This is a genomic window from Pseudomonas sp. B34(2017) (genome assembly GCF_002112915.1).
Lineage (GTDB): Bacteria > Pseudomonadota > Gammaproteobacteria > Pseudomonadales > Pseudomonadaceae > Aquipseudomonas > Aquipseudomonas pharyngis.
In genome coordinates this window covers 265,880-288,917 of record NZ_NEJA01000001.1, presented here as the reverse complement: position 1 = coordinate 288,917, position 23,038 = coordinate 265,880, and the positions used below count along the sequence as shown (strand labels likewise).

The following is a 23,038-nucleotide window of genomic DNA, read 5'->3' as shown; positions in this document are numbered from 1 at the left end:
GTCCCGCCGACGCAGGGCTGGCGGAGCTGGCGCGTTTCCTGCAAGTCCTCCTCAAATCGCCATAAAACGAGCGCTCGCGGTCATTCACCTGCGCCCGGACTGGCAAAGGTTCAGCCGCAAAGGCCTGCAACAGCGAGGCCAAGCCCTGTGACGTAGAAGAGGGGAGACGATGAAGGCAGTTATTTTGGCGGGTGGCCTCGGCACGCGCATCAGTGAAGAGTCGCACCTCAAGCCCAAGCCAATGATCGAGATTGGCGGCAAGCCAATTCTCTGGCACATCATGAAGCAGTATTCCGCCCACGGAATCCACGACTTCGTGATCTGCCTCGGCTACAAGGGCTACGCGATCAAGGACTTCTTCGCCAACTACTTCCTGCACACCTCCGACGTCACGTTCGACATGCGCAACAACCGCATGGACGTTCACCAGAACTACAGCGAGCCGTGGAGCGTCACCCTGATCGACACCGGCGAGGAAACCATGACCGGCGGCCGTCTGCTGCGTGCCGGCCGTTACCTCAAGGACGAAGAAGCGTTCTGCTTCACCTACGGCGACGGCGTCTCCGACATCAACATTGCTCAACTGGTCGACTACCACAAGGCTCATGGCCGTCTGGCGACCGTCACCGCCGTGCAGCCGCCGGGCCGTTACGGCGCCCTTGAACGGCAGGGTGATCAGGTCCTCGGCTTCACCGAAAAACCGCGCGGCGACGGCGGCTGGATCAATGGCGGCTTCTTCGTGCTGTCGCCAAAAGTGCTGTCGTATATCGCCGGCGACGAAACTACCTGGGAAGCGGAGCCATTGGCTCGACTGGCCCAGGACGAACAACTGAAAGCCTTCGAGCACGAAGGCTTCTGGCATCCGATGGACACCCTGCGCGACAAGAACCATCTCGAAGCGCTGTGGCAGAGCGGGGAGGCCCCATGGAAGCAATGGGCCTGAGTTCTGAGTTCTGGCGCGGCAAGCGGGTTCTGGTCACCGGGCATACCGGTTTCAAGGGCAGTTGGCTGACCCTGTGGCTGCAAAGCCTCGGCGCGCAGGTCAGCGGTTTTTCCCTCGATCCGTCGACCGAGCCGAGTCTGTTTGAACTGGCGCGCGTGCACGAAGGCATCAACGATCAGCGCGGCGACCTGCGTGATCTGGGCGCCTTGCTCGAGATCATCGCCGACACCGAACCGGAGATCGTCCTGCACCTGGCGGCCCAGCCGCTGGTGCGCGAAGGCTATCGCGATCCGCTCGGCACTTATTCCAGCAACGTCATGGGCACCCTCAACCTGCTCGAAGCGATTCGTCAGGTCGGTTGCGTGCGGGCCTGCGTGCTGGTGACCACCGACAAGGTCTACGCCAACAAGGAATGGCTGTGGCCGTACCGCGAGGACGAAGCCCTCGGTGGCCACGACCCTTACAGCAGCAGCAAAGCCTGTTGCGAGTTGCTGGCGCAGTCTTACGCGGCATCGTTTTTCCCGGCCGACAAGTACGCCGAGCACGGTCTGGCCCTGGCCACTGCGCGCGCCGGCAATGTGCTGGGCGGCGGCGATTTCGCCCCAGAACGGCTGATTCCCGATGTACTGAAAGCCTGGTCGGCCGACGAGCCGGTGACCCTGCGTTACCCGCAAGCCGTGCGCCCGTGGCAGCACGCGCTGGAGCCGCTGGCCGGCTACCTGCAACTGGCCGCCGGGCTCTACGAACAAGGCCCGGAATACGCCGGGGCGTGGAACTTCGGCCCGGGCGAAGCAGACATGTGCAGCGTCGGCGAAGTGGTTGAACTGCTCTCCAACCGCTGGCCTCAGGCCCGTGGCCTGCGCCTCGAAAAGAGTGACCTGCACGAAGCCGGCCTGTTGCGTCTTGACAGCAGCCGCGCTCGTCAGGTGCTCGGCTGGCAACCGCGCTGGTCGTTGCAGCAATGCCTGACCCAGACCCTCGACTGGCATCTGGCATGGCAGAACGGCGACGACATGCGCACCGTGACCCTCGGCCAACTGAACCTGTACCGGGGCGCGCTGTGAGCGAGTTTTCCTTGAAACAGCTACCGCTGGCCGGATTGTTCAGCGTCCAGCACAAGCGCTTCGAAGACCAGCGCGGGCACTTCGCCCGGCTGTTCTGCGAGGGCAGTTTGAAGGCGTTCGGCAGTGAATTTCACATCCGCCAGATCAACCATTCCTGCACCCGCGAGCAGGGCAGCGTGCGCGGTCTGCATTACCAGAATGCCAACGCGCCGGAAGCCAAGTTGATCACCTGCCTGCGCGGTGAGGTGTGGGACGTGGCGGTAGACCTGCGCCCGGACTCGGAAACCTTCCTGCACTGGCACGCCGAGCACCTGAAGGCCGGCGACGGTCGTAGCCTGTTGATTCCGGCCGGTTTCGCCCACGGTTTCCAGACCCTTACCGAAGACGCCGAACTGCTTTATCTGCACAGCGCCGATTACGCGCCGGAGCACGAGGGCGGCCTGTCGGTGAACGATCCACGGCTGGCGATTGCCTGGCCGTTGCCTGTCAATAATTTGTCAGCGCGTGATTCCAGCCATCCCGCGCTCGATCAACACTTTGCTGGAGTGCGTCTATGAACTGCCGTGGGTGCGCTGCACCGCTGAGCCTGCCGCTGATCGACCTCGGCACCTCGCCACCGTCCAATGCCTACGTCCACGCCGATCGGCTGGAGCAGGCCGAACAATGGGTGCCGCTGAAGGTCGCCGTGTGCGAGCAATGCTGGCTGGTGCAGACCGAGGATTACACCTCCGCCGACAGCCTGTTCGACGCCGAGTATGCCTACTTCAGTTCGTTCTCCAGCACCTGGCTGGCCCACGCCGAGCGTTATGTGGCCCAGATGGTCGAGCGCTTTGGCCTGACCGCTGACAGCCGCGTGGTGGAAGTCGCCGCCAACGACGGCTACCTGCTGCAATACGTGGCCGGTCGCGGCATCCAGTGCCTGGGCGTCGAGCCGACCCGCAGCACCGCGCAGGCAGCACGGGAAAAAGGCCTGGAGATTCGTGAACTGTTCTTCGGTCGCGATACCGCCACCCAGCTGAAAAGCGAAGGCTGGGCCGCCGACCTGATGGCCGCCAACAACGTGCTCGCCCACGTGCCGGACATCAACGATTTCCTCGGTGGTTTCGCTGCGCTGCTCAAACCGACCGGCGTCGCCACCTTCGAATTCCCGCAACTGCTGACGCTGATGGCCGGCGCGCAGTTCGACACGCTGTATCACGAACACTATTCGTACCTGTCGTTGACCGCCGTGCAGACCCTGTGCGAGCGCAACGGCCTGGAAGTGTTCGACGTCAGCCAGCTGACCACCCATGGCGGATCGCTGCGGGTGTTCGTCCAGCGCAAGGACGGCGAACGCCGCGCCGTGCAGCCGACCGTGCAACAGCAGTTGCAGGCCGAGCTCGACGCTGGGGTGAAAACCTTCGAGTACTACGCGACGCTGGCGCCGGCTGCCGAACGTATCAAGCATGATCTGCTGCGTTTCCTGTTGCAGGCCAAGGCCGACGGCAAACGTGTGGTCGGCTACGGCGCCGCTGCCAAGGGCAACACCTTGCTCAACTATGCCGGGGTCAAACCGGATCTGCTGGCCTGGGTCGCCGATGCCAACCCGCACAAGCAGGGCAAGTTTTTGCCGGGCAGCCGCATCCCGATTGTCGCGCCGGCGCAGATCGATATCGAGAAGCCGGATTACGTGCTGGTGCTGCCATGGAACCTGTTGCACGAAGTCAGCCAGCAGCTGGCTCAGGTGCGTCAGTGGGACGGTCGCTTCGTGATCGCCGTGCCTGAGTTGAGCGTGCTGTGAAGGTTCTGGTCACCGGGGCCACGGGCTTCGTCGGTCGTCATCTGGTCGCGGCGTTGCTGGCCCGTGGTTGCACGGTGCGGGCGGTGGCGCGCGATGTGCAGAAAGCTGCGGACATGCCGTGGATCAAGGACGTCGAGTTCGTGAGCGCGGATATTCACGCGGCGGATCTGAATGTCGCGGCGCTGACCAAGGGCGTCGATGCACTCGCGCACCTGGCCTGGCCGGGGTTGCCGAACTATCGGGCGCTGTTCCATTTCGAGCACAACCTGATGGCCGACTATCGCTTCATCAAAGGCGCGGTAGAGGCGGGCGCGAAGCAGGTGCTGGTGACCGGCACCTGCTTCGAGTACGGCATGCAGAGCGGCCCGCTGAGCGAGCAGAACGACGCGCAGCCGGCCAATCCTTACGGTTTGGCCAAACACACGCTGCACCTGTTTTTGCAACATCTGCAGCAGGAGCATCCGTTCACCCTGCAATGGGCGCGGCTGTTCTATCTGCACGGTAAAGGGCAGAACCCCAACAGTCTGCTGGCGGCGCTGGACCGGGCCATCGATGTCGGCGATGCGACGTTCAACATGTCGGCCGGTGAACAGCTGCGCGATTTTCTGCCGATTGAAACCGCTGCCGTTCAACTCGCCGCGATCCTGCACAAACGCGACTTCGACGGCACGATCAACTGCGCCAGCGGCCAGCCGGTTTCGGTGCGGTCGCTGGTTGAACAGCGCGTGCGAGAGCGCGGCGCGACCATCGGTCTGAACCTCGGCCACTATCCGTATCCGACCCACGAGCCGCTGGCGTTCTGGGCGGTGACCGAGCGCTTGCAACAGTTATTGGGAGAGCCGCAATGAGGCACGAGTTGTATCGGGTCACCGACCTGCCGGTGCTGCAGAACCGCACCTTTGCCGATCCCGAATCGGCGAAGGCATCGGCCCGCGCCGACATGTTGCTGGTGCAGGATGAGCGCAGCGGTCTGATCTTCAATGCGGCGTTCGACGCCGACAAGCTCAGCTACGACGCCGACTACCAGAACGAGCAGGCGCATTCCGGTCAGTTCCAGAAGCACTTGAGCGATGTCGAAGGCATCATTGCCCGGCACTTCAAGGGTCAGGAACTGATCGAAGTCGGCTGCGGCAAAGGCTATTTCCTGGAGCTGCTCAAGGGCCTGGGTTATCGCATCACCGGCATCGACCCGGCCTATGAAGGCGATAACGCCGACGTGATCAAGGCCCCGTTCACCCAAGGTCTGGGCCTTGAGGCGGACGCCATCGTGCTGCGTCATGTGCTGGAACATATCCAGGATCCGCTGGGCTTTCTGGCGGTGATCGCCGAAGCCAACCAGGGCGGCGGGCAGATCTACATCGAAGTGCCGTGCTTCGACTGGATCCTCGAACACCGAGCCTGGTTCGATCTGTTCTACGAGCACGTCAATTACTTCCGTCTCGATGACCTGCGCCGGATGTTCGGCACCGTGCACGAGGCCGGTCACCTGTTCGGTGGCCAATACCTGTACATCGTCGCTGACCTTGCCACGTTGCGCCTGACCCCGGAACAACCGGTGCCACGCCTGGCCTTGCCGGACGATTTCACCGCCAGCCTCGAGCGCGCGGTGCAGATCATCCAGGGTGCACCCGAGCAGGGTTCGGCGATCTGGGGCGCCTCGTCCAAAGGCGTGATCTATTCGCTGTTCCTGCAACGCGCCGGCGTGGCGGTGGATCGCGTGGTCGATATCAACCCGGCCAAGCAGGGGCGTTACCTGCCCCTGAGCGGCGCCCGGGTGTCCTCGCCGCAAGAGGCGATGGACGCCTTGCCCGAGGGCGCCAACCTGTTTGTGATGAATTCCAATTACCTCGAAGAGATCAAGCGGATGACCGGTGGACGTTACGTCTATCACGCCGTCGACAGCGCTTCGTTCCAGTGACCCTTGAGATTTTGAAAATGACCGACAACAGCATCAACAAAGCTTTCGAAGCCGAATGCCGCGAGCAGATCGCCCAACAGGGTGACGACCAGAAACTCACCGGCCTGGCCCGCGATTTCTTCAACGAATCGGCCAAGCACAAGTACAGCTACCACTTCTCGTGGATGGGCCGTCCGATCATCCAGCTGCCGCAAGACATGATGGCCATGCAGGAAATCATCTGGCAGGTGAAACCGGATCTGGTCATCGAGTGCGGCATCGCCCACGGCGGTTCGATCATCTACTACGCCTCCCTGCTGGAACTGCAAGGTCACGGCGAGGTGCTGGGCATCGATCTGGACATCCGTGCGCACAACCGCGAAGCCATCGAAAGCCACCCGATGAGCAAGCGCATCAAGATGATCGAAGGTTCGAGCATCGACCCGGCCATCGCCGCTCAGGTTCGCGCTGCCGCCGAGGGCAAGAAAGTCATTCTGGTGCTCGATTCCAACCACACCCACGACCACGTGCTCGAAGAGCTGCGCCTCTACGCGCCACTGGTTTCGGTCGACAGCTACTGCGTGGTGATGGACACCGTGGTTGAAGACATGCCGGCCGATTTCTTCCCGGATCGTCCATGGGGTCCGGGCGATAACCCGAAGACCGCCGTGTGGAAATACCTGGAAGAGAGCAAGGATTTCGAGATCGACGTTCAGCTGCAGAACAAGCTGCTGATCACCGTGGCGCCGGACGGCTATCTGCGTCGCGTTCGTTAATTCGCAACATCACCAAAGCGTTGTCTCGGCGAGTCGCCGGTTGTGGAGAGAAGTTATGCAAGGCAAGTACAGTTCTGAACTGACGCTACCGCTCAACGAGCTGTTGACCGTAGTGCTGATTACGCACAATCGTCCGGCGTTCCTGCGTCGGGCGGTGAAGTATTACAGCAGCCTGCCCTGCAGAATCATGGTGCTGGACTCCACGGCCGAGCGGCCGGAAGGCGACTTCTCCGCAGTTGATTACCACCACGTGCCGCAGTTCGCCTACTGGGGCATGCAGGCCAAGCTGGCCTATGGCGTGGAGCAACTGACCACGCCGTACATGGTGCTGGCGGCCGACGACGACTTCATCCTGCACGATTCGCTGGCCGAGTCGGTGGGCTTCCTGCAGGCGAATCCGGATTACGGCATGTGCCACGGTTACTGCATGATGTACCTGACGCTGGGCGGTGGCGTGAGCTACTACCGCCGCGACAAGAAAGTGCAGGAAGACTATGCGTCCGAACGGGCGCAGGACCGCGTCGTCGACTACATGAGTCAGTACATCCCGCCGTTCTACGCGGTCACCCGTACCGACCTGATGAAAACCTGGCATTCGGCATTGCCGCCGGGCACCAGTTTCCAGTGGCAGGAAATCGGCCATGTATATTTCCTGCTGGCCAGTGCCAAGGCGCGAATCCTGCCGATCCCGTATGTGGTTCGTGAGATCAACTATGGCAACTCTGAGCACAGCACAGAGGTCTACCACTCGCTGACCTATATCGATGCGAAATCCGTGGCCGAACGCGAAGCCTTCGCCGAGTTCCTCGCGGGTCTGCCAACCGGTATCAAAGACTTGAACGCAGAGCAGGGCAAGGCGTTTGCCCTGCAAAGTTTCGAGGCGATGGTCGACAGTCTGCAAAGCGGCCGCGCCCTGACGGCGGAGCTGATTATCCAGTCGACGTGGAACCAGGAGCTCAAGCGGCCGGACCGCCGCTTCGGCCCCCTGCAGTACGTCGAAATGCCGTTCTACAACCAGGCATTCTTCGATCGTCTGGAGCAGTTCGAATTCATGCTGCACGCGATGCCGGCCGGGCGCATTCAACTGGAAAAACTCGAGGGTGTGTGGACGCGTCAGGCGCACCTGATCCAGGCGCGCAACAACGATACCCCGGCCAGCGTGCTCGACCGTCTGTGGCAGGCCCATGATCTCAATGCGTTCAACCGCACCGTAGCCAAGCGCCTGGCCGAGCAACTGGAGCTGTCTGGCGAAAGTGAGGAAGCGCTGAAGATGCGTAACTGGATCGCACGTCTGGAAACGCTGACCGTCGCCGATCACCATCAGGTGTTCGACCAGATGCAATCCGGGCGTCTGCTCAAGTGGCTGGAGTCGCGTCAAGCCGATGCGGTGCAGATCGGGTCGATTGCCGAACATCTGGCCGTGAACGGTGGTGGTCCGCAATTCGGCATTTTCCTGCTGGATATGGATGACGACATCGACAAGTTGCAGGTCAGCCTCGACAGCCTGCTCGAAGGTCAATGCAAGGCATTTCGCATTGTCGTGTTCACCACCGGTGAAGCACCGGCGGCGACCACTGCGCAGAACACGCTGCACTTTGTCCGCGTGACTCCCGACAATCTGGTCGACAAGCTCAACCAGAGTGCTCGTCAGTCGCCTTGCGACTGGTTGCTTCTGGCTGAGGCGGGGGATGAGTTCACTGCCGGCGGCCTGTTGCGCGCCAGCCTGGAGCTGATGAACGCTGGCGGTATCAGCGCCGTTTCCACGGACGAGATTCAGCGCCGGGAAAACGGTGCGCTGATGGATGTGTTCCGTCCGGGCTTCAATCTGGACCTGTTGTTGAGCCTGCCGGGCCTGATGGCGCGGCACTGGCTGATACGGCGTGAAGTGTTGTTGGAAGTTGACGGCTACCGGGCCGATTTCAGCAAGGCGCTGGAGTTCGATCTGCTGCTGCGCATCATTGAACAGGGTGGCCTGAACAGCCTGGCGCACCTTGATGAGCCGCTGCTGATCACTCAGGCGCCGGAGCTTGAAGAGAATCCGCATGAGCGTCTGGCATTGCTGCGTCATCTGGGCAATCGCGGTTACAAGGCCAAGGTCACGTCGGCGGTGCCGGGGGTCTACCAGATCGATTATCACCATAGTGATCGCCCTCTGGTTTCGATCGTTATCCCGGCCGGGGACGATCTGTCTGCTCTGCAACGCTGCCTGGAAGGCGTGCTGTTGCGCACCCGCTATCACAAGTACGAAATCCTGATTGCAACCACGGCTTCGCAATCGGCCGAGGTCAATGACTGGCTCGGGACTTATCAGCATCCGAAAGTCAGCGTGCTGCGCGCCGATCAATCGCTCAGCACGGCCGCGCTGTGCAACGCGGCCAGCCAGCAGGCTCAAGGCGAGTTTCTGGTGCTGTTGGCGGCGGACGCGGAAGTGGTCAATCCGAACTGGCTCGACTCGCTGCTCAACCATGCGCTGCGTCCGGAAATCGGGGTGGTCGGTCCCAAACTGGTCGACCGCGACGGCAAGGTCAGCCAGGCCGGTCTGATCCTGGGCATGAACGGTGGTGTCGGCTCGGCATTCGTCGGCGAGAAACACGACGCCGAAGGCTATCTGTACCGGTTGTCCGTGGACCAGAACTACACGGCGGTTTCCAGCGTTTGCCTGATGGTGCGCAAAGAATTGTTCGAGGCTCTGGGCGGTCTGGACGACAACACGTTCGCTGCCGGCTTCAGCGATGTCGACCTGTGCCTGAAGGCCGGTCAGGCCGGCTACCTGACTGTCTGGACGCCATCGGTGCAAGTCATCCATCAGGGCGATATCGCCCAGGCTGATCAGGCACTGGCTGCATTGCAGGAAAAATGGGCGGCGGCGTTCGCTCAGGATCAGGCGTACAACGCCAACCTGAGCCTGACTGGCAAAGGCTTTGTGCTGAACGACAGCGCTTCGCTGAACTGGGCGCAATTGATCGCCTAGGCCTGGCGTACAAGGAACAGGACTCAAGTTATGGTTAATGGTAAGTCGATCTTCATCTGCAGCGGCTCCGGGCTGTTCGCCGACTCACCTGCGAAGCGTTCGGCATGATTCCCTACGGTCGGCAAAGTGTCGATGAAGCGGACATTGATGCGGTGGTCGCGGAGCTGCAATCGGACGGGCTGGTCAAGGGGTCGGCGGCAGAGCGTTTCGAACGGTCTGATATCGATGCTGTGGTTGCCGTGCTGCAGTCGGACTGGTTGACCCAGGGGCCGACCATCGAGCGTTTCGAGCAGGCAATGGCCGAGCGTTGTCAGGCTGACTTTGCGGTGGCGGTGTGCAATGCCACGGCGGCGCTGCACATTGCCTGCATGGCCGCGGAGCTGGGACCTGGCGACCGCTTGTGGACCACGCCGAATACCTTTCTGGCCTCGGCCAATTGCGGGCGTTATTGCGGTGCCGATGTCGACTTCGTGGACATCGATCCTCTGACCTGGAACCTTGATGCCGAGGTTCTGGCCAGCAAGCTCGAGACCGCCGAGCAGACGGGAACGTTGCCCAAGGTGCTGGTGGCGGTAGCGTTTTCCGGGCAGAGCTGCGACATGCGGCGAATCGCGGAATTGGCTGAGCGTTACCGCTTCACCGTGATCGAAGATGCCTCGCATGCCGTCGGAGCATCCTATGCCGGGCGCCCGGTCGGTTGCGGCGAGTTCGCAGCGATGACCGTGTTCAGTTTTCACCCGGTGAAAATCATCACCAGTGCCGAGGGCGGCATGGTCCTGACCAATCGTCCGGAGCTGGCCGAGCGTTTGCAGCGTCTGCGTTGCCATGGCATAACCCGGGATCCGCAACAGATGATCGGGCCCAGCCATGGCCCTTGGTACTACCAACAGGTCGAGCTGGGTTTCAACTATCGGATCACTGACTTGCAAGCCGCGCTCGGCCTTTCGCAAATGAGCCGACTGGACGAATTCGTCAACCGCCGCCGAGAATTGGCGGCACGCTATGAACGCTTGCTGGCGTATCTGCCTGTGACGCTCCCGAGCGCGCAAGCGGAAGCCGATTCGGCCTGGCACTTGTATGTGATTCGCTTGCAGACTGAACGTGTCGGTCTTAGCCATCGCCAGGTGTTCGAAGGATTACGCGCGGCCGGTATCGGTGTGAACCTGCACTACATTCCACTGCATTTGCAGCCGTACTATCGCGACCTGGGATTTGCCGAAGGCGATTTTCCCGAGGCTGAGCGCTATTACGCCGAAGCGATCAGTTTGCCCATGTTTCCGTTGTTGAGTGCTGAGCAACAGGATCATGTCGTCGAGCAACTGCGTCGTTTGACCCAATGAATTTCGCTGCTATGGAGGATGGGAACCTTGCACTGCGTGATCTGAGTGAGCAGGAGGAATTCTGGCAGGGCGAACTCGGCAACCAGTACGTTGACCGTAATGTCGGCCAGCCACTGGTCGCAGCACCCTGGCGATATTCTCCAGGGTGCTGGCGCGTGCCAGGCGGATCGACAACCGGGTGGAGTTGGGGACCAATGCCGGCAACAATTTGCAGGAGCTGCGTCAACTGCTGCCCGGATGCAAGCTGTTCGGGGTCCGGACCAATGCCAATACCTGCGCCAGGGCACGGTTCGCTGTTCGGTTTCCCCGGAATCGACAGTACGACTTGACCCTCAGCAAGGGGGGCTGATTCATCTGGATTCGTCGTTGCTGCCGATGGCTTATGCGTAGCTGTATGATCTGAGCAGTCGCTACATCCTGATTGCCGAGTACTACAACTCGGCACCGGTGGAGGTATCCTGTCGCGGCAACAGCGGCAAATTGTTCAAGCGATTTCGCCGGTGAGTGCTTGAATTTTATGCTGATCTGCAATTGCTGGATTACGGGGTTGTGTATCACCACGATCCACAATTTCCGGCGGACGACATCACTTGTTTCTTACTGGAAAAACGCTCTTGAGCAATGTTGCAATCATTCCTGCGCGCGGTGGCAGCAAACGGATACCGAGCAAGAATCTGAAACTGTTCGACGGTTTGCCGATGATCGTCCACTCGATCCGTACGGCACTCAAATCCGGATTGTTCGAGCAAGTCGTGGTCAGCACCGACGACGCAGAAATTGCCGAAGTGGCGATGGCGCACGGTGCGCAGGTACCGTTCCTGCGTCCGGCACATTTGGCCGATGACTTCACCGGCACTGCAGCAGTCATCGTGCATGCGCTGCAACAACTGCCGGGCTTCGATTACGCCTGCTGCGTCTACGCCACGGCGCCATTGCTGCAGACGCGTTTCCTGCGTGAGGGCTTTGAACTGCTCGAGCGTCAGCCGGAAAAGTCCTTTACCTTCTCGGTTTGCCGTTTCGGTTTCCCGGTACAGCGTGCGCTGACCCTTGACGGGCGGGGCGCTCTGACCGCGTTGTATCCGGAGTTTCGCAATACCCGCTCGCAGGATCTGCCCGAGGCCTTTCAGGATGCCGGGCAGTTCTATTGGGGGCGCAGCGCCGCATGGCTGAAAGGCGATGTCCTCTACTCCTCGGCCAGCCTGCCGGTTATTCTGCCGCGGCATCTGGTGCAGGATATCGATAATGCCGAAGACTGGCAGCGTGCCGAATACCTTCACGCTGCACTCAAGGCAGGTGGAGAACTGCAGTGAGAGTCCTGATTCGCGCCGACTCGTCGCCAACCATCGGCAGTGGTCACATTGCCCGCTGCCTGCCTCTGGCCCGGGTGTTGCGGGCGCAGGGCAGTCATGTCGCGTTTGCCTGCCGACGCTTGCCTGGCCATCGGCTCGACATGTTGCACGCCGAGGGCTTCGCGACGTTTGCGTTGCCGGATCGTTACGCCGGTGAAGACCCGGAGCAGGCCATCGAATCGATGCTGCCGTGGCAGGCGGATATCGATGCACTGGCGGCGCAACTGGAAGGGCAGCCCGGATTTGACTGGGTCGTCGCCGACCATTACGGCCTCGACCATCACTGGCAGACCGCAGCTCGTCGCTTCGCACCACGGATCGCCGCCGTCGATGATCTGGCGACCCGCCGCTACAGCGTGGACCTGTTGCTCAATCAGAACCTCTCCGGGCTCAGCGAAAATTATCAGCCGCTGCTGCCGGCCGGTTGCCGAACACTGCTCGGCCCGCGCTTCGCCATGCTGCGCGAAGAGTTCAGTGCCCCGGCCATCGAGATCAAACCTCTGGCGCGCCGGGTGCTGGTGAATTTCGGCGGCTTCGATGCGGCACGCCAGACTCATCACGCGATGCTGGCGCTGGCGGATTTTTCGGCGCTTGAAGTGGATTTCGTCGCCGGCGCCGACAACCCGGCCTGGGCAGAGATGCAGGCGTTGGCCGAAACGCGGCCGCACTGGCGGCTGCACAGTTTTGTCAGCGATTTTCATCGGCGCATGACCGAGGCCGACCTGTTTATCGGCGCCGGCGGTGGCACCAGTTGGGAACGCGCGGCCCTGGGCCTGCCGACGATCTGCATTGCGGTGTCGAACAACCAACAGGCCAACGGCGAAGTGATGGCGGCGGCCGGCGCGCATGTGTTCATGGGCGCGCGGGAGCAGGTCAGTGTCGAGCAACTGCGCGATGCCATCGGCTTTGTCGTGGGCAACTTTTATCTGCGCCAGAGCTTGGCCGAGCGTTCGCGGCAACTGGTCGACGGGCGCGGTGCGCTGCGGGTGGCGGCGGCACTGGCCGGCGCGGTGCTCAAGTTGCGTCCGGCGACGCCGGATGACGCGCAGTTGCTGTTCGACGGACGCAATGCCGAGGCGGTGCGCCGCTGGTCGCTGGACAGTGGGGCGATCGATCGGTCGCAACATGTGAACTGGCTGGGCGCGAGCCTGCGCAATCCTCAGCGGTTGCTGCTGGTGGCCGAGGCGGATGACGGCCCGGTCGGTGTCCTGCGCTACGATTTGCGCGGCTTTGAGGCAGAGGTTTCGCTGTATCTGCTCGAGGGGCGTTTCGGCCTCGGCTGGGGCAGGGCGCTGCTGGCACAGGGCGAAGCCTTTGTGGCAGCGCACTGGCCGCAAATGACCGCCATTACCGCCCAGGTCTTGCCGGCCAATCAGCCCTCGATGAATGTTTTCCGTGACGCCGGGTTCACCCAGAGTGCCTGCGCGTTCACCAAGGTTTTGAAGGAATCCCGTCAATGAGCAGTTTCAAGATCGGCAGCCGCCGGATCGGTGCCGATGCGCCGCCGTTCATCATCGCTGAAATGAGCGGCAACCATAACCAGTCGCTGGACGTCGCCTTGCAGATTGTCGAAGCGGCGGCCAAGGCCGGTGCCCATGCCTTGAAGCTGCAAACCTACACCGCCGAAACCATGACCCTGGATCTGGCGGAAGGCGAATTCTTCATCAAGGATCCGAACAGCCTGTGGGCCGGCACCTCGCTCTATGACCTGTATGAAAAGGCCCACACACCCTGGGAATGGCATGTGCCGATCTTCGCCCGGGCCAAAGAGCTGGGCATGCTTGCGTTTTCGACACCGTTCGATGACAGCGCCGTGGACTTTCTCGAAAGCCTCGACGTGCCGGCGTACAAGATCGCCAGTTTCGAGAACACCGACCTGCCGCTGATCCGTCGTGTCGCGGCGACCGGCAAACCGCTGATCATTTCCACCGGCATGGCCAGCCTCGCCGAACTCGACGAAACCGTGCGCGCCGCCCGTGAGGCGGGATGCAAGGATCTGGTGCTGCTCAAGTGCACCAGCACCTACCCGGCGACCCCGACCAACAGCAACTTGCGCACGATCCCGCATCTGCGTGAGTTGTTCGGTTGTGAGGTCGGGCTGTCAGACCATTCGATGGGCGTTGGCGTGTCGGTGGCGGCGGTGGCGCTGGGCGCTACGGTGGTAGAAAAACACTTCACCCTCGACCGTGCGGCCGGCGGGGTTGACGCCAGTTTCTCGCTGGAACCGGCGGAACTGGCCAGTCTGGTGGTGGAGACCGAGCGCGCCTGGCAGGCCATGGGCCAGGTGCATTACGGCGTGACCGAGGCTGAGCAAAAGTCTCTGGTTTACCGTCGGTCGCTGTACGTCACGACCGATATGGCGACCGGTGAACCCTTCACGGTGGCTAATGTGCGCGCCATTCGTCCCGGTCTCGGCTTGCCGCCCAAGCACACCGATGCCGTCCTCGGGCGTCGTGCGCGCCAGCCGATCAAACGTGGTACGCCGCTGGACTGGTCATTGGTCGAATGACCCGATCTGTCATCGATTCGGCAAAATAGCGTGACCTGCGAGTCATAACGCGCATCTTCACTGTATTGTAATGACCGGGGAGATGGCGCCTGGCCCGTTTTCGGTTCCAGTGATAGCCCTTTGCGCTCCCCGTGGCTGCCCGTTGTGGCGGCCGTTTTCTGTTTGTCGGCGCCCCTCGAATCCTTGCGAGCGGTGGTATTGGGCTGTTTATTATTGGGAAGCCGTAATGATTGGCATAAAAAGCATTGCGAGCTACGTTCCTGTAGCCGGCGTGGACAATTACGCACAAGGTGCAAAATTCGAGAAGGATGAAGAATTCATCCTCGGCAAGATCGGTTCGGCCTTCCTCCCACGCAAAGACGCGGAACAGGAAACCTCCGATCTGTGCGTTGAAGCGGCCAATGCGCTGTTTGCCAACAACCCTGAACTGAAACGTGAATCCATCGATGCGCTGATCGTCGTCACCCAGAACGGTGACGAAGAAGGCCTGCCGCACACCGCTGCCATCGTCCAGGACAAACTCGGCCTGCCGACCCATGTCGCGGCGTTCGATATTTCCCTCGGCTGCTCCGGTTACGTCTACGGCATCTACGCGATCAAAGGCTTCATGGAAGCCGCCGGCCTGAAGAATGGGCTGTTGATCACCGCCGACCCGTATTCGAAGATCGTCGATCCGGAAGACCGCAACACCACCATGCTGTTCGGCGATGCCGCCACTGCCACCTGGATGGGCGAAGATCCAGTCTGGGCGCTGGGCAAGGCCAAGTTCGGCACCGACGGTTCCGGCGCACCGCACCTGAAAGTCACCGATGGCGTGTTCTTCATGAACGGCCGTCAGGTGTTCAACTTCGCACTGCTCAAGGTGCCTGCGCATCTGCACGAACTGCTCGACGATTCCGGTCTGAAGGCCGATGACATCGATGCCTTCTGCATTCACCAGGGCAGTGCGGCGATTGTCGATGCCGTGGCGCGGCGCTTCGAAGGCGAGCCGGAGAAGTTCATCAAGGACATGGTCGAGACCGGTAACACCGTGTCATCCAGTGTGCCGCTGCTGCTGGAAAAACACGTGATGGATTCCGACTGGAACCGCATCGCGATCAGTGGTTTCGGTGTCGGTCTGTCGTGGGGTTCGGCGATTATTTATCGTCCTTGAATCGGATAAAAACGGCGGATACAAAAATAGCGTTCAAGGGTTAACCTTGAACGCTATTTTTTTGCCTGAAGGGAGCGCGAGGCGCCATGAGCGAGTTTTTCCAAGCCAACGCTGAAGTCGTCGAGCGACGCTGGCCGGCGCTGTTCGCACGATTGCTGAACGAAGACAGTTCGGCGATCGAGGCCGAGTTGACGCAGGGGCTGGGCTCGACGCTGAGCATTGGCGGCATTCAGCTCACCAGCCGGCATGACCGTGTCCGCGAGGCGCAGATTCAGGCTGCCACCCTGCCAGCGGACAAGCCGCAACTGCATGTCTACGGCACCGGCCTCGGGGACTTGCCCACGGTGCTGCTGGAGCGCACCGGGCTCGAACGCCTGTATGTGCACATCCTCAACGGCGCGCTGTTTGCCCTGGTGCTGCAATTGATCGATCAACGGGAGTGGTTGCAGGACCCGCGGGTTGAATTGCTCTACGCCGGCGACCTGTCCGACATCTGCACGCCGTTTTTCGCCTTGCCCGCCGAGATGCTGCTGGCCGATGACTTCAACGCAAAAATTCGTGATCGGCTGGTCAGCGAAGTGCACCTGAGCTTCAACAATCGTGAGTTCGATCCGCAGTCACCGTTCATACAACAGCGTCTGCGCGACTGCTTGCCTGTGTTGCTCGCCGATGATGATGTGGCGAACTTGTTCGGCACCTGTGCCGGTCGGGAGATCTATGTGATCGGCACCGGGCCGACGCTGGAACAGCATTTCGAACGTCTGGCCGCGATCCGCGAGCGGGCCGGGCGTCCGTTGTTCATTTGTGTCGATACCGCGTACCGGCCGCTGCGCGAGCACGGGATCGTGCCCGACTATGTGGTGAGTATCGATCAGCGCATCAGCTTCCGGCATTTGCCATTTGAGGAATCCGACGGCATCCCGCTGGTGTATCTGCCCATGAGTGACCCCGAGGTGCTGAGGGCCTGGAAGGGCAAGCGCTATGGCGGTTACTCGGCCAGTCCGGTCTATGCGGCATTGCGTGAACAGCACCCGAGGGCGCTGCTGCATGTGGGTGGCAGTGTGATTCACCCGGCCGTGGACCTGGCGGTGAAGATGGGCGCTGCACGCATCACGCTGTTCGGTGCCGATTTTGCCTTCCCGATGAACAAGACCCATGCCGGCTGGAATGACGGTGACCTGGGGCCGTCGGTGAATCAGGCGCGGCACTGGGTGCGTGACGGGTATGGCGAGCGCGTCAGTACCCAGCTCAACTTTCGCGGTTATCTGTGCGTGCTGGAGCGATACATCGCCAGTCAGCCGCAGGTGGCATTTTTCAACAGCAGCCGCGCGGGTGCGCAGATTGCCGGTACAGCGTTCAATCAGGAGTTTGTGCAATGACTGCACTGCAAAGCTGGGTAGACGAATGCCATCAGTGCGCCGGGTTGTTCCGCCTGGGACGTGATGTCGAGGCGGCGTTGACCATGGTCGATGTGTTCGAGGGCGCGCAGCAGTCATTGCTGTCGGCCGGCACGCAGAAGCAGCAAGTCTGGGCGCAATTGCTCGCACAAATGCTCGAGTGCCAGGAGCGTCAGGACTGGTTGGGCCTTGCCGATTTCATGGAGTACGAGTTGATTCAATTGCTGGAAGAATCGTCCGCCTGAAGAGGGGCGAAGGCACTGGCCCGCAGGTTTGCGCCACGGACGGTTTTATGGCGTCATTTTTTCGAAGGTAAAGTGCTGCTAAGTCTTTGTTTTCTAGGGGGTGGCAGGGTGATGGCAAAATTTTTCAAAAAAGCCCTCAAGCAACCTGCAAACCCGACGATAACTATTACGAAGGTTCTCTAGGCCATACCCGGCGGTTGCCAGGGCCGGAAGCCGCAGTACCCAACCAACGAGGAATTCGTCATGGCTTTAACAGTAAACACCAACACCACGTCGTTGAACGTTCAGAAAAACCTGAACCGCGCTTCCGACGCTCTGTCGACTTCGATGCAGCGCCTGTCTTCCGGCCTGAAAATCAACAGCGCTAAAGACGACGCCGCTGGCCTGCAGATCTCCAACCGTATGTCTTCCCAGATCCGCGGTAACACCCAGGCAATCCAGAACGCCAACGACGGTATCTCCGTTGCCCAGACCGCTGAAGGCGCTCTGCAAGCTTCGACCGACATTCTGCAGCGTATGCGTGAACTGGCTGTTAAAGCACGTAACGGTACCAACGGCACTGCTGACCAGACCGCTACCAACGCTGAATTCGCTCAGATGTCCGACGAGATCACCCGTATCTCGGCTGCTACCAACCTGAACGGCAAAAACCTGCTGGACGGTTCGGCTGGTACTGTGACCCTGCAAGTGGGCGCGAACACCGGTTCGGCTAACCACATCGACCTGGTACTGAGCTCCAAGTTCGACGCCGTCAGCCTGTCCGTAGGTAGCGGTACTGTAGTTCTGACCGGTACTACCGGTACTGGCGCTGGTTCTGCTTCGCAGAACATCGACAACGCGATCACTGCAATCGACGCCGCTATCGCTGCAATCGGTGCAACTCGTGCCAGCCTGGGTGCTTCGCAAAACCGTCTGACCAGCACCATCCAGAACTTGCAGAACATCACCGAGAACACCACTGCTGCACAAGGTCGCGTACAAGATACCGACTTCGCCGCAGAGACTGCTAACCTGACCAAGCAGCAAACCCTGCAACAGGCTTCGACCTCTGTTCTGGCTCAAGCCAACCAACTGCCTTCCGCTGTACTGAAGCTGCTTCAGTAATTTCGGAATGAGTTTTAGCGGGGGAGTGCGCTTGCGTGCTCTCTCGCTTTTTACGTTATGAGGTGATGAGCATGGACATGAGCGTCAAGCTTAACGTGTCTTATCCGGCTCCCAAGCCAGTCAATACCGTTGCCGACAAGCCGTCGGAAACCAAGCCTCAGACCGTTGATGCTGTTCCTGCCTCGAAAAAGAGTCAGGAGTCAGATGAGACCAAGCTGAAGCTGGCGGTGCAGGAGATCGAGAAGTTCGTTCAGTCGATCAAGCGCAATCTGGAGTTCTCGATCGACGAGCATTCCGGCAAGGTCATCGTCAAGGTGATCGCAAGCGAGACGGGCGAGGTCGTACGACAGATCCCTTCCGCAGAAGCCCTCAAGCTGGCAGACAGCCTCGCCAACGCAAGTCACGTGTTGTTCGACGCCAAAGTCTGATAGCTGGCATGAATAGTGTTTGAAGTTCTTTAGACGCAGGTATTGGTCAAAAGACTGGCAACAACCCAAGGGAGATGCACATGGCAAGTCCAATTTTACCGGGTTCTGGCCTGGGTTCCGGCCTGGACATCGGTGCGATCGTTACTGCGCTGGTCAACGCCGACAAGTCGCCGAAGCAGACGCAGATCGACAATGCGACGAAAACCAACACGCTGAAGATTTCCGGTGTAGGTACGCTGAAGAGTGCGCTGACGGCATTCCAGACCGCGATGACCAACCTGGGCAGCAAGACGAACCCAGCGTTTGCCGGTTACACGGCGACTTCGGGTAATCCAACTGTTCTGGGCGCTACTTCGGATAACACCGCGGTCTCGGGTACTTACAGTGTTGTTGTGAATAATCTGGCCACCGGCTCGAAAGTAGCCAGTGCATCCTTTGCCGGCGGTGCTGCCAGTGCCATTCCGAGTGGTACCCTGAAAATCAGTCAGAATGGCACTGATTACAATGTCACGATCCCGGCCAATGCGACCCTGCAGAGCACTCGTGATGCCATCAACACGGCTCAGGGTGTCAATGGTATCTCTGCCAACATCGTGACGGACAGCACCGGTGCCTCGCGCCTGGTGATCAGTTCGAGCAAGACTGGCGCAGGCTCTGACTTGAGCGTGAGCGGCATTGCCGGTCTGGAAATCGATGGCACCAAAACAATGGGTGCCACTCCGGCGGCGGGTGATTCCGGAGCGGTCAACGGGCTCGCCAAAGATGCATCGCTGACCATCGATGGGCTGACAGTGACCAGCAAGAGCAACACGGTGACCGGCGCCATCAGTGGTTTGTCGTTGAACCTGCTGACTGTCCCGAATCCGCAAGGCACGCCTGTTGTGGTGAGCGTCGACACGAACACCAAAGGTCTGCAGACGTCTGTCCAGGCTTTCGTCGATGCCTACAACACGTTGAAGACCACCATCGACACCCTGTCCAAGGCGACGCCGGATGAAGATGGCAAGCTGACTGTTCAGGCGGCTTTTACCGGTGACTCCCTGCCGCGTTCGCTGATTGCCGATATCCGTAGCCAATTGACCATGCCGAGCGGGACCAGCACCGGTCCGATGGCCTACCTGTCGCAATTGGGCGTGATGACTGACAAGCTCACCGGTAACCTGACATTCGACACCGTTGCATTCAACAAGACCATGTCCACGCCGGGCATGACCGGTCAGGTCCAGCAGATGTTTACGGGTACCAACGACACCAACGGTCTGTTGGCGCGCATGAGCAAGGCGGTGGATCCGTACCTGAAGCCTCCTGCCGGTAGTCTTCCTACCGCCACGGGCTTGCTTGATCAGCGCATGGCCATCCTGAACAACAACACCAAGAGCCTGACCAGTCAGCAACTGGCGCTCGATCTGCGTGTTGCCAACCTGACCAAGACGTTGACTGCAAAATACAACGCCATGGACTTGCTGGTAGGTCAGATGAAGTCTACGGCGAGCAACATCACGTCGTTCTTCGCCTCGCTCAACGCTCAGCAATCCGCGAAGTAACATGCAAGAGCGACAAAAACCCGGCTACGCTTTCGAGCGTGCGCCGGGTTTTTGTCTTGTGGTCTAAAGTTTTTCGACTCGCTGGCGATACACTGTTCATACGAGTCATTGTGGCAAATGAGGTAGAACATGAATCCGATGTTAGCCCTTCGGCAATACCAGAAAGTAGGCGCGCACGCTCAGACATCTGAAGCGAGCCCTCATCGCCTGGTGCAAATGCTGATGGAAGGCGGCCTGGACCGTATCGCTCAGGCCAAAGGTGCGATCGAGCGCAAGGATATTCCTGCCAAGTGCACGTCGATCAGCAAGGCCATCGGCATCGTCAGCGGACTGCGCGAAGGCCTGGATCTGGAAAATTCCGCGGATACGCTGGCTGATCTGGACGGTCTTTACATCTACATGATGAAGCGTCTCGCCGAGGCGAACATCAGCAGCGATCCGCGCATTCTTGATGAGGTTGCCGGCTTGCTGAGCACCGTCAAGGAAGGCTGGGATGCGATCGCACCTGCGCCCGCTCCGCAGTTCTGAGGAGATCACCATGAGTCTTGTTTTGCAGCGAATTGAAGAAACCCGAGTAGCCTTGGTCGGAGCCCTGGCCGAGCGCAATTGGGAGGCGATCGGTCAACTGGACCTCGATTGCCGTTCCTGCATGGAAGATGTCTTGAGTGAAGCTTCGGTGGACGAGGTCGCGCTGCGCGATAATCTTGAGGAGTTGCTGCATGTCTACAAGCAGCTTCTGGAAGTGGCGATGGGTGAGCGTCAGGCGATAGTCGACGAGATGTCGCAGATCACCCAAGCGCAGAACGCGGCAAAGGTTTACCATCTGTTTGGTTAATTAACCCTCAGTTAATCCAGACATGTGCGCCATAAATTTGACTGTGCACGGTTTTTTGACTTAACTAGTGGCTGTTTTCAGATTTCAGGCGTCTACAGGCACAAGGTGTCCTGCAAGCGTCTCGCTTGCCCCTCATTTTGGGCATTGAGTTGACTAGGGAAGTTGCTATTGCATGTGGCGTGAAACCAAAATTCTGCTGATCGATGACGATAGCGTCCGCCGCCGCGACCTGGCGGTGATCTTAAATTTTCTTGGCGAAGAAAATTTACCCTGCGGAAGCCATGACTGGCAGCAGGCAGTCGGCTCTTTGTCGTCTAGTCGTGAGGTCATTTGCGTACTGATCGGGACGGTCAATGCTCCTGGTGCGCTTTTGGGCTTGCTAAAGACACTCTCAACCTGGGATGAGTTCCTTCCGGTTTTGCTGATGGGCGATAATTCTTCGGTGGACCTGCCCGAAGACCAACGCCGCCGGGTGCTTTCGACCCTCGAAATGCCGCCGAGCTACAGCAAACTGCTCGACTCCCTGCACCGTGCCCAGGTCTATCGCGAAATGTACGACCAGGCCCGCGAGCGCGGCCGTCATCGCGAACCCAACCTGTTCCGCAGCCTCGTCGGCACCAGCCGTGCGATCCAGCACGTGCGTCAGATGATGCAGCAAGTGGCCGACACCGACGCCAGCGTCCTGATCCTCGGCGAGTCCGGGACCGGCAAGGAAGTGGTTGCGCGCAACCTGCATTACCACTCCAAGCGCCGCGACGCGCCATTCGTACCGGTCAACTGCGGGGCGATCCCGGCCGAGTTGCTGGAAAGCGAACTGTTCGGCCACGAGAAGGGGGCCTTCACCGGCGCGATCACCAGCCGTGCCGGCCGCTTCGAGCTGGCCAACGGCGGTACGCTGTTCCTCGATGAAATCGGCGACATGCCGCTGCCGATGCAGGTCAAGCTGCTGCGCGTGCTGCAGGAACGTACCTTCGAGCGCGTGGGCAGCAACAAGACCCAGAGCGTCGACGTGCGCATCATCGCCGCGACCCACAAGAATCTCGAAAGCATGATCGAGATCGGCACCTTCCGCGAAGACCTCTACTATCGCCTGAACGTGTTCCCGATCGAGATGGCGCCGCTGCGTGAGCGCGTCGAAGACATTCCGTTGCTGATGAACGAGCTGATCTCGCGCATGGAGCACGAGAAGCGCGGTTCGATCCGCTTCAACTCCGCCGCAATCATGTCCTTGTGCCGCCATGGCTGGCCAGGCAACGTTCGCGAACTGGCCAACCTGGTGGAGCGCATGGCGATCATGCACCCGTACGGGGTGATCGGCGTGGTCGAGTTGCCGAAGAAATTCCGCTACGTCGACGACGAAGACGAGCAGATGGTCGACAGCCTGCGCAGCGATCTGGAAGAGCGCGTGGCGATCAACGGCCATACGCCGGACTTCAGCGCCAACGCCCTGTTGCCGCCGGAAGGTCTCGACCTGAAGGACTACCTCGGTGGTCTGGAGCAGGGTCTGATCCAGCAGGCGCTGGACGATGCCAACGGCATCGTGGCGCGTGCGGCCGAGCGTCTGCGCATTCGCCGCACCACGCTGGTGGAGAAGATGCGCAAGTACGGCATGAGCCGTCGTGAAGGTGATGAACAGGCGGATGATTGACGCCTGTTTTTCAACTGCTTCATTTATAACCGGTTTTTTTTAGGCACGGGTATTG

General features: G+C 60.3%; 21 protein-coding genes. All 21 read left to right on the top strand.

Annotation, left to right across the window (positions count from 1 at the left end):
• The first annotated feature begins 169 nt into the window (after window positions 1-169).
• Window positions 170-943, top strand: coding sequence for a glucose-1-phosphate cytidylyltransferase (gene rfbF, locus CAF80_RS01385; protein WP_085666718.1), 774 nt, complete (start codon window positions 170-172; stop codon window positions 941-943).
• The gene (gene rfbG, locus CAF80_RS01380) at window positions 925-2,007 is read left to right on the top strand and encodes a CDP-glucose 4,6-dehydratase (RefSeq protein ID WP_074687524.1); all 1,083 of its coding nucleotides are present in this window, start codon (window positions 925-927) and stop codon (window positions 2,005-2,007) included. The genes rfbF and rfbG overlap by 19 nt, the downstream gene beginning before the upstream one ends.
• Window positions 2,004-2,564, top strand: coding sequence for a dTDP-4-dehydrorhamnose 3,5-epimerase (rfbC, locus tag CAF80_RS01375; RefSeq protein ID WP_085666717.1), 561 nt, complete (start codon window positions 2,004-2,006; stop codon window positions 2,562-2,564). Before rfbG ends, rfbC begins: the two co-directional genes overlap by 4 nt.
• On the top strand, window positions 2,561-3,787 hold the full coding sequence (locus tag CAF80_RS01370) for a class I SAM-dependent methyltransferase (protein ID WP_085666716.1): 1,227 nt from the start codon (window positions 2,561-2,563) through the stop codon (window positions 3,785-3,787). The genes rfbC and CAF80_RS01370 overlap by 4 nt, the downstream gene beginning before the upstream one ends.
• Window positions 3,784-4,635, top strand: coding sequence for an NAD(P)-dependent oxidoreductase (locus CAF80_RS01365; RefSeq protein ID WP_085666715.1), 852 nt, complete (start codon window positions 3,784-3,786; stop codon window positions 4,633-4,635). Before CAF80_RS01370 ends, CAF80_RS01365 begins: the two co-directional genes overlap by 4 nt.
• Complete coding sequence (locus tag CAF80_RS01360; protein ID WP_085666714.1) at window positions 4,632-5,705, top strand: class I SAM-dependent methyltransferase; 1,074 nt, start codon at window positions 4,632-4,634, stop codon at window positions 5,703-5,705. Before CAF80_RS01365 ends, CAF80_RS01360 begins: the two co-directional genes overlap by 4 nt.
• 17 nt (window positions 5,706-5,722) lie before the next feature.
• Entirely contained in the window at window positions 5,723-6,460 is a 738-nt protein-coding gene (locus CAF80_RS01355; protein ID WP_039765554.1) for a cephalosporin hydroxylase family protein, read from the top strand.
• Window positions 6,461-6,515: 55 nt separating this feature from the next.
• Window positions 6,516-9,431, top strand: coding sequence for a TIGR00180 family glycosyltransferase (locus CAF80_RS01350; RefSeq protein WP_085666713.1), 2,916 nt, complete (start codon window positions 6,516-6,518; stop codon window positions 9,429-9,431).
• Window positions 9,432-9,535: 104 nt separating this feature from the next.
• Window positions 9,536-10,771, top strand: a complete 1,236-nt coding sequence (gene pseC / locus CAF80_RS01345; RefSeq protein ID WP_074687529.1) for a UDP-4-amino-4,6-dideoxy-N-acetyl-beta-L-altrosamine transaminase — start codon at window positions 9,536-9,538, stop codon at window positions 10,769-10,771.
• Window positions 10,772-11,385: 614 nt separating this feature from the next.
• Window positions 11,386-12,081, top strand: coding sequence for a pseudaminic acid cytidylyltransferase (gene pseF, locus CAF80_RS01335; protein ID WP_039765557.1), 696 nt, complete (start codon window positions 11,386-11,388; stop codon window positions 12,079-12,081).
• Entirely contained in the window at window positions 12,078-13,580 is a 1,503-nt protein-coding gene (gene pseG / locus CAF80_RS01330; RefSeq protein WP_085666712.1) for a UDP-2,4-diacetamido-2,4,6-trideoxy-beta-L-altropyranose hydrolase, read from the top strand. The genes pseF and pseG overlap by 4 nt, the downstream gene beginning before the upstream one ends.
• The gene (gene pseI, locus CAF80_RS01325; RefSeq protein WP_085666711.1) at window positions 13,577-14,629 is read left to right on the top strand and encodes a pseudaminic acid synthase; all 1,053 of its coding nucleotides are present in this window, start codon (window positions 13,577-13,579) and stop codon (window positions 14,627-14,629) included. Before pseG ends, pseI begins: the two co-directional genes overlap by 4 nt.
• A gap of 226 nt (window positions 14,630-14,855) precedes the next feature.
• Window positions 14,856-15,782, top strand: coding sequence for a ketoacyl-ACP synthase III (locus CAF80_RS01320; protein ID WP_039765565.1), 927 nt, complete (start codon window positions 14,856-14,858; stop codon window positions 15,780-15,782).
• A gap of 86 nt (window positions 15,783-15,868) precedes the next feature.
• A complete protein-coding gene (locus tag CAF80_RS01315; protein ID WP_085666710.1) occupies window positions 15,869-17,161 on the top strand; it encodes a motility associated factor glycosyltransferase family protein in 1,293 nt (430 codons plus the stop codon).
• Window positions 17,158-17,424, top strand: a complete 267-nt coding sequence (locus tag CAF80_RS01310; RefSeq protein ID WP_085666709.1) for a hypothetical protein — start codon at window positions 17,158-17,160, stop codon at window positions 17,422-17,424. The genes CAF80_RS01315 and CAF80_RS01310 overlap by 4 nt, the downstream gene beginning before the upstream one ends.
• Before the next feature lie 243 nt (window positions 17,425-17,667).
• Window positions 17,668-18,528, top strand: coding sequence for a flagellin domain-containing protein (locus CAF80_RS01305; RefSeq protein WP_007958307.1), 861 nt, complete (start codon window positions 17,668-17,670; stop codon window positions 18,526-18,528).
• Between the two features lie 71 nt (window positions 18,529-18,599).
• Window positions 18,600-18,956 carry a flagellar protein FlaG gene (locus tag CAF80_RS01300; protein WP_039765579.1) on the top strand — a complete coding sequence of 119 codons (357 nt, stop codon included), beginning with the start codon at window positions 18,600-18,602 and terminating at the stop codon, window positions 18,954-18,956.
• 80 nt (window positions 18,957-19,036) lie between these two features.
• The gene (gene fliD, locus CAF80_RS01295; RefSeq protein ID WP_074687535.1) at window positions 19,037-20,500 is read left to right on the top strand and encodes a flagellar filament capping protein FliD; all 1,464 of its coding nucleotides are present in this window, start codon (window positions 19,037-19,039) and stop codon (window positions 20,498-20,500) included.
• Between the two features lie 129 nt (window positions 20,501-20,629).
• The gene (fliS, locus tag CAF80_RS01290) at window positions 20,630-21,028 is read left to right on the top strand and encodes a flagellar export chaperone FliS (protein WP_007958302.1); all 399 of its coding nucleotides are present in this window, start codon (window positions 20,630-20,632) and stop codon (window positions 21,026-21,028) included.
• Window positions 21,029-21,038: 10 nt separating this feature from the next.
• A complete protein-coding gene (locus CAF80_RS01285) occupies window positions 21,039-21,335 on the top strand; it encodes a hypothetical protein (RefSeq protein WP_039765621.1) in 297 nt (98 codons plus the stop codon).
• Between the two features lie 172 nt (window positions 21,336-21,507).
• Window positions 21,508-22,983, top strand: coding sequence for a sigma-54 dependent transcriptional regulator (locus CAF80_RS01280; protein ID WP_039765583.1), 1,476 nt, complete (start codon window positions 21,508-21,510; stop codon window positions 22,981-22,983).
• The last annotated feature ends 55 nt before the right edge of the window (window positions 22,984-23,038 follow it).

What these genes read in the sequence shown, in the direction of transcription:
- CAF80_RS01360 (WP_085666714.1), top strand. Translation starts at nt 4,632, where the DNA reads ATGAGGCACGAGTTGTATCGGGTCACCGACCTGCCGGTGCTGCAGAAC.
- rfbG (WP_074687524.1), top strand. Translation starts at nt 925, where the DNA reads ATGGAAGCAATGGGCCTGAGTTCTGAGTTCTGGCGCGGCAAGCGGGTT.
- CAF80_RS01370 (WP_085666716.1), top strand. Translation starts at nt 2,561, where the DNA reads ATGAACTGCCGTGGGTGCGCTGCACCGCTGAGCCTGCCGCTGATCGAC.
- CAF80_RS01280 (WP_039765583.1), top strand. Translation starts at nt 21,508, where the DNA reads ATGTGGCGTGAAACCAAAATTCTGCTGATCGATGACGATAGCGTCCGC.
- rfbF (WP_085666718.1), top strand. Translation starts at nt 170, where the DNA reads ATGAAGGCAGTTATTTTGGCGGGTGGCCTCGGCACGCGCATCAGTGAA.
- CAF80_RS01320 (WP_039765565.1), top strand. Translation starts at nt 14,856, where the DNA reads ATGATTGGCATAAAAAGCATTGCGAGCTACGTTCCTGTAGCCGGCGTG.
- pseC (WP_074687529.1), top strand. Translation starts at nt 9,536, where the DNA reads ATGATTCCCTACGGTCGGCAAAGTGTCGATGAAGCGGACATTGATGCG.
- fliD (WP_074687535.1), top strand. Translation starts at nt 19,037, where the DNA reads ATGGCAAGTCCAATTTTACCGGGTTCTGGCCTGGGTTCCGGCCTGGAC.
- CAF80_RS01305 (WP_007958307.1), top strand. Translation starts at nt 17,668, where the DNA reads ATGGCTTTAACAGTAAACACCAACACCACGTCGTTGAACGTTCAGAAA.
- pseI (WP_085666711.1), top strand. Translation starts at nt 13,577, where the DNA reads ATGAGCAGTTTCAAGATCGGCAGCCGCCGGATCGGTGCCGATGCGCCG.
- CAF80_RS01310 (WP_085666709.1), top strand. Translation starts at nt 17,158, where the DNA reads ATGACTGCACTGCAAAGCTGGGTAGACGAATGCCATCAGTGCGCCGGG.
- CAF80_RS01285 (WP_039765621.1), top strand. Translation starts at nt 21,039, where the DNA reads ATGAGTCTTGTTTTGCAGCGAATTGAAGAAACCCGAGTAGCCTTGGTC.
- CAF80_RS01350 (WP_085666713.1), top strand. Translation starts at nt 6,516, where the DNA reads ATGCAAGGCAAGTACAGTTCTGAACTGACGCTACCGCTCAACGAGCTG.
- CAF80_RS01315 (WP_085666710.1), top strand. Translation starts at nt 15,869, where the DNA reads ATGAGCGAGTTTTTCCAAGCCAACGCTGAAGTCGTCGAGCGACGCTGG.
- CAF80_RS01300 (WP_039765579.1), top strand. Translation starts at nt 18,600, where the DNA reads ATGGACATGAGCGTCAAGCTTAACGTGTCTTATCCGGCTCCCAAGCCA.
- fliS (WP_007958302.1), top strand. Translation starts at nt 20,630, where the DNA reads ATGAATCCGATGTTAGCCCTTCGGCAATACCAGAAAGTAGGCGCGCAC.
- CAF80_RS01355 (WP_039765554.1), top strand. Translation starts at nt 5,723, where the DNA reads ATGACCGACAACAGCATCAACAAAGCTTTCGAAGCCGAATGCCGCGAG.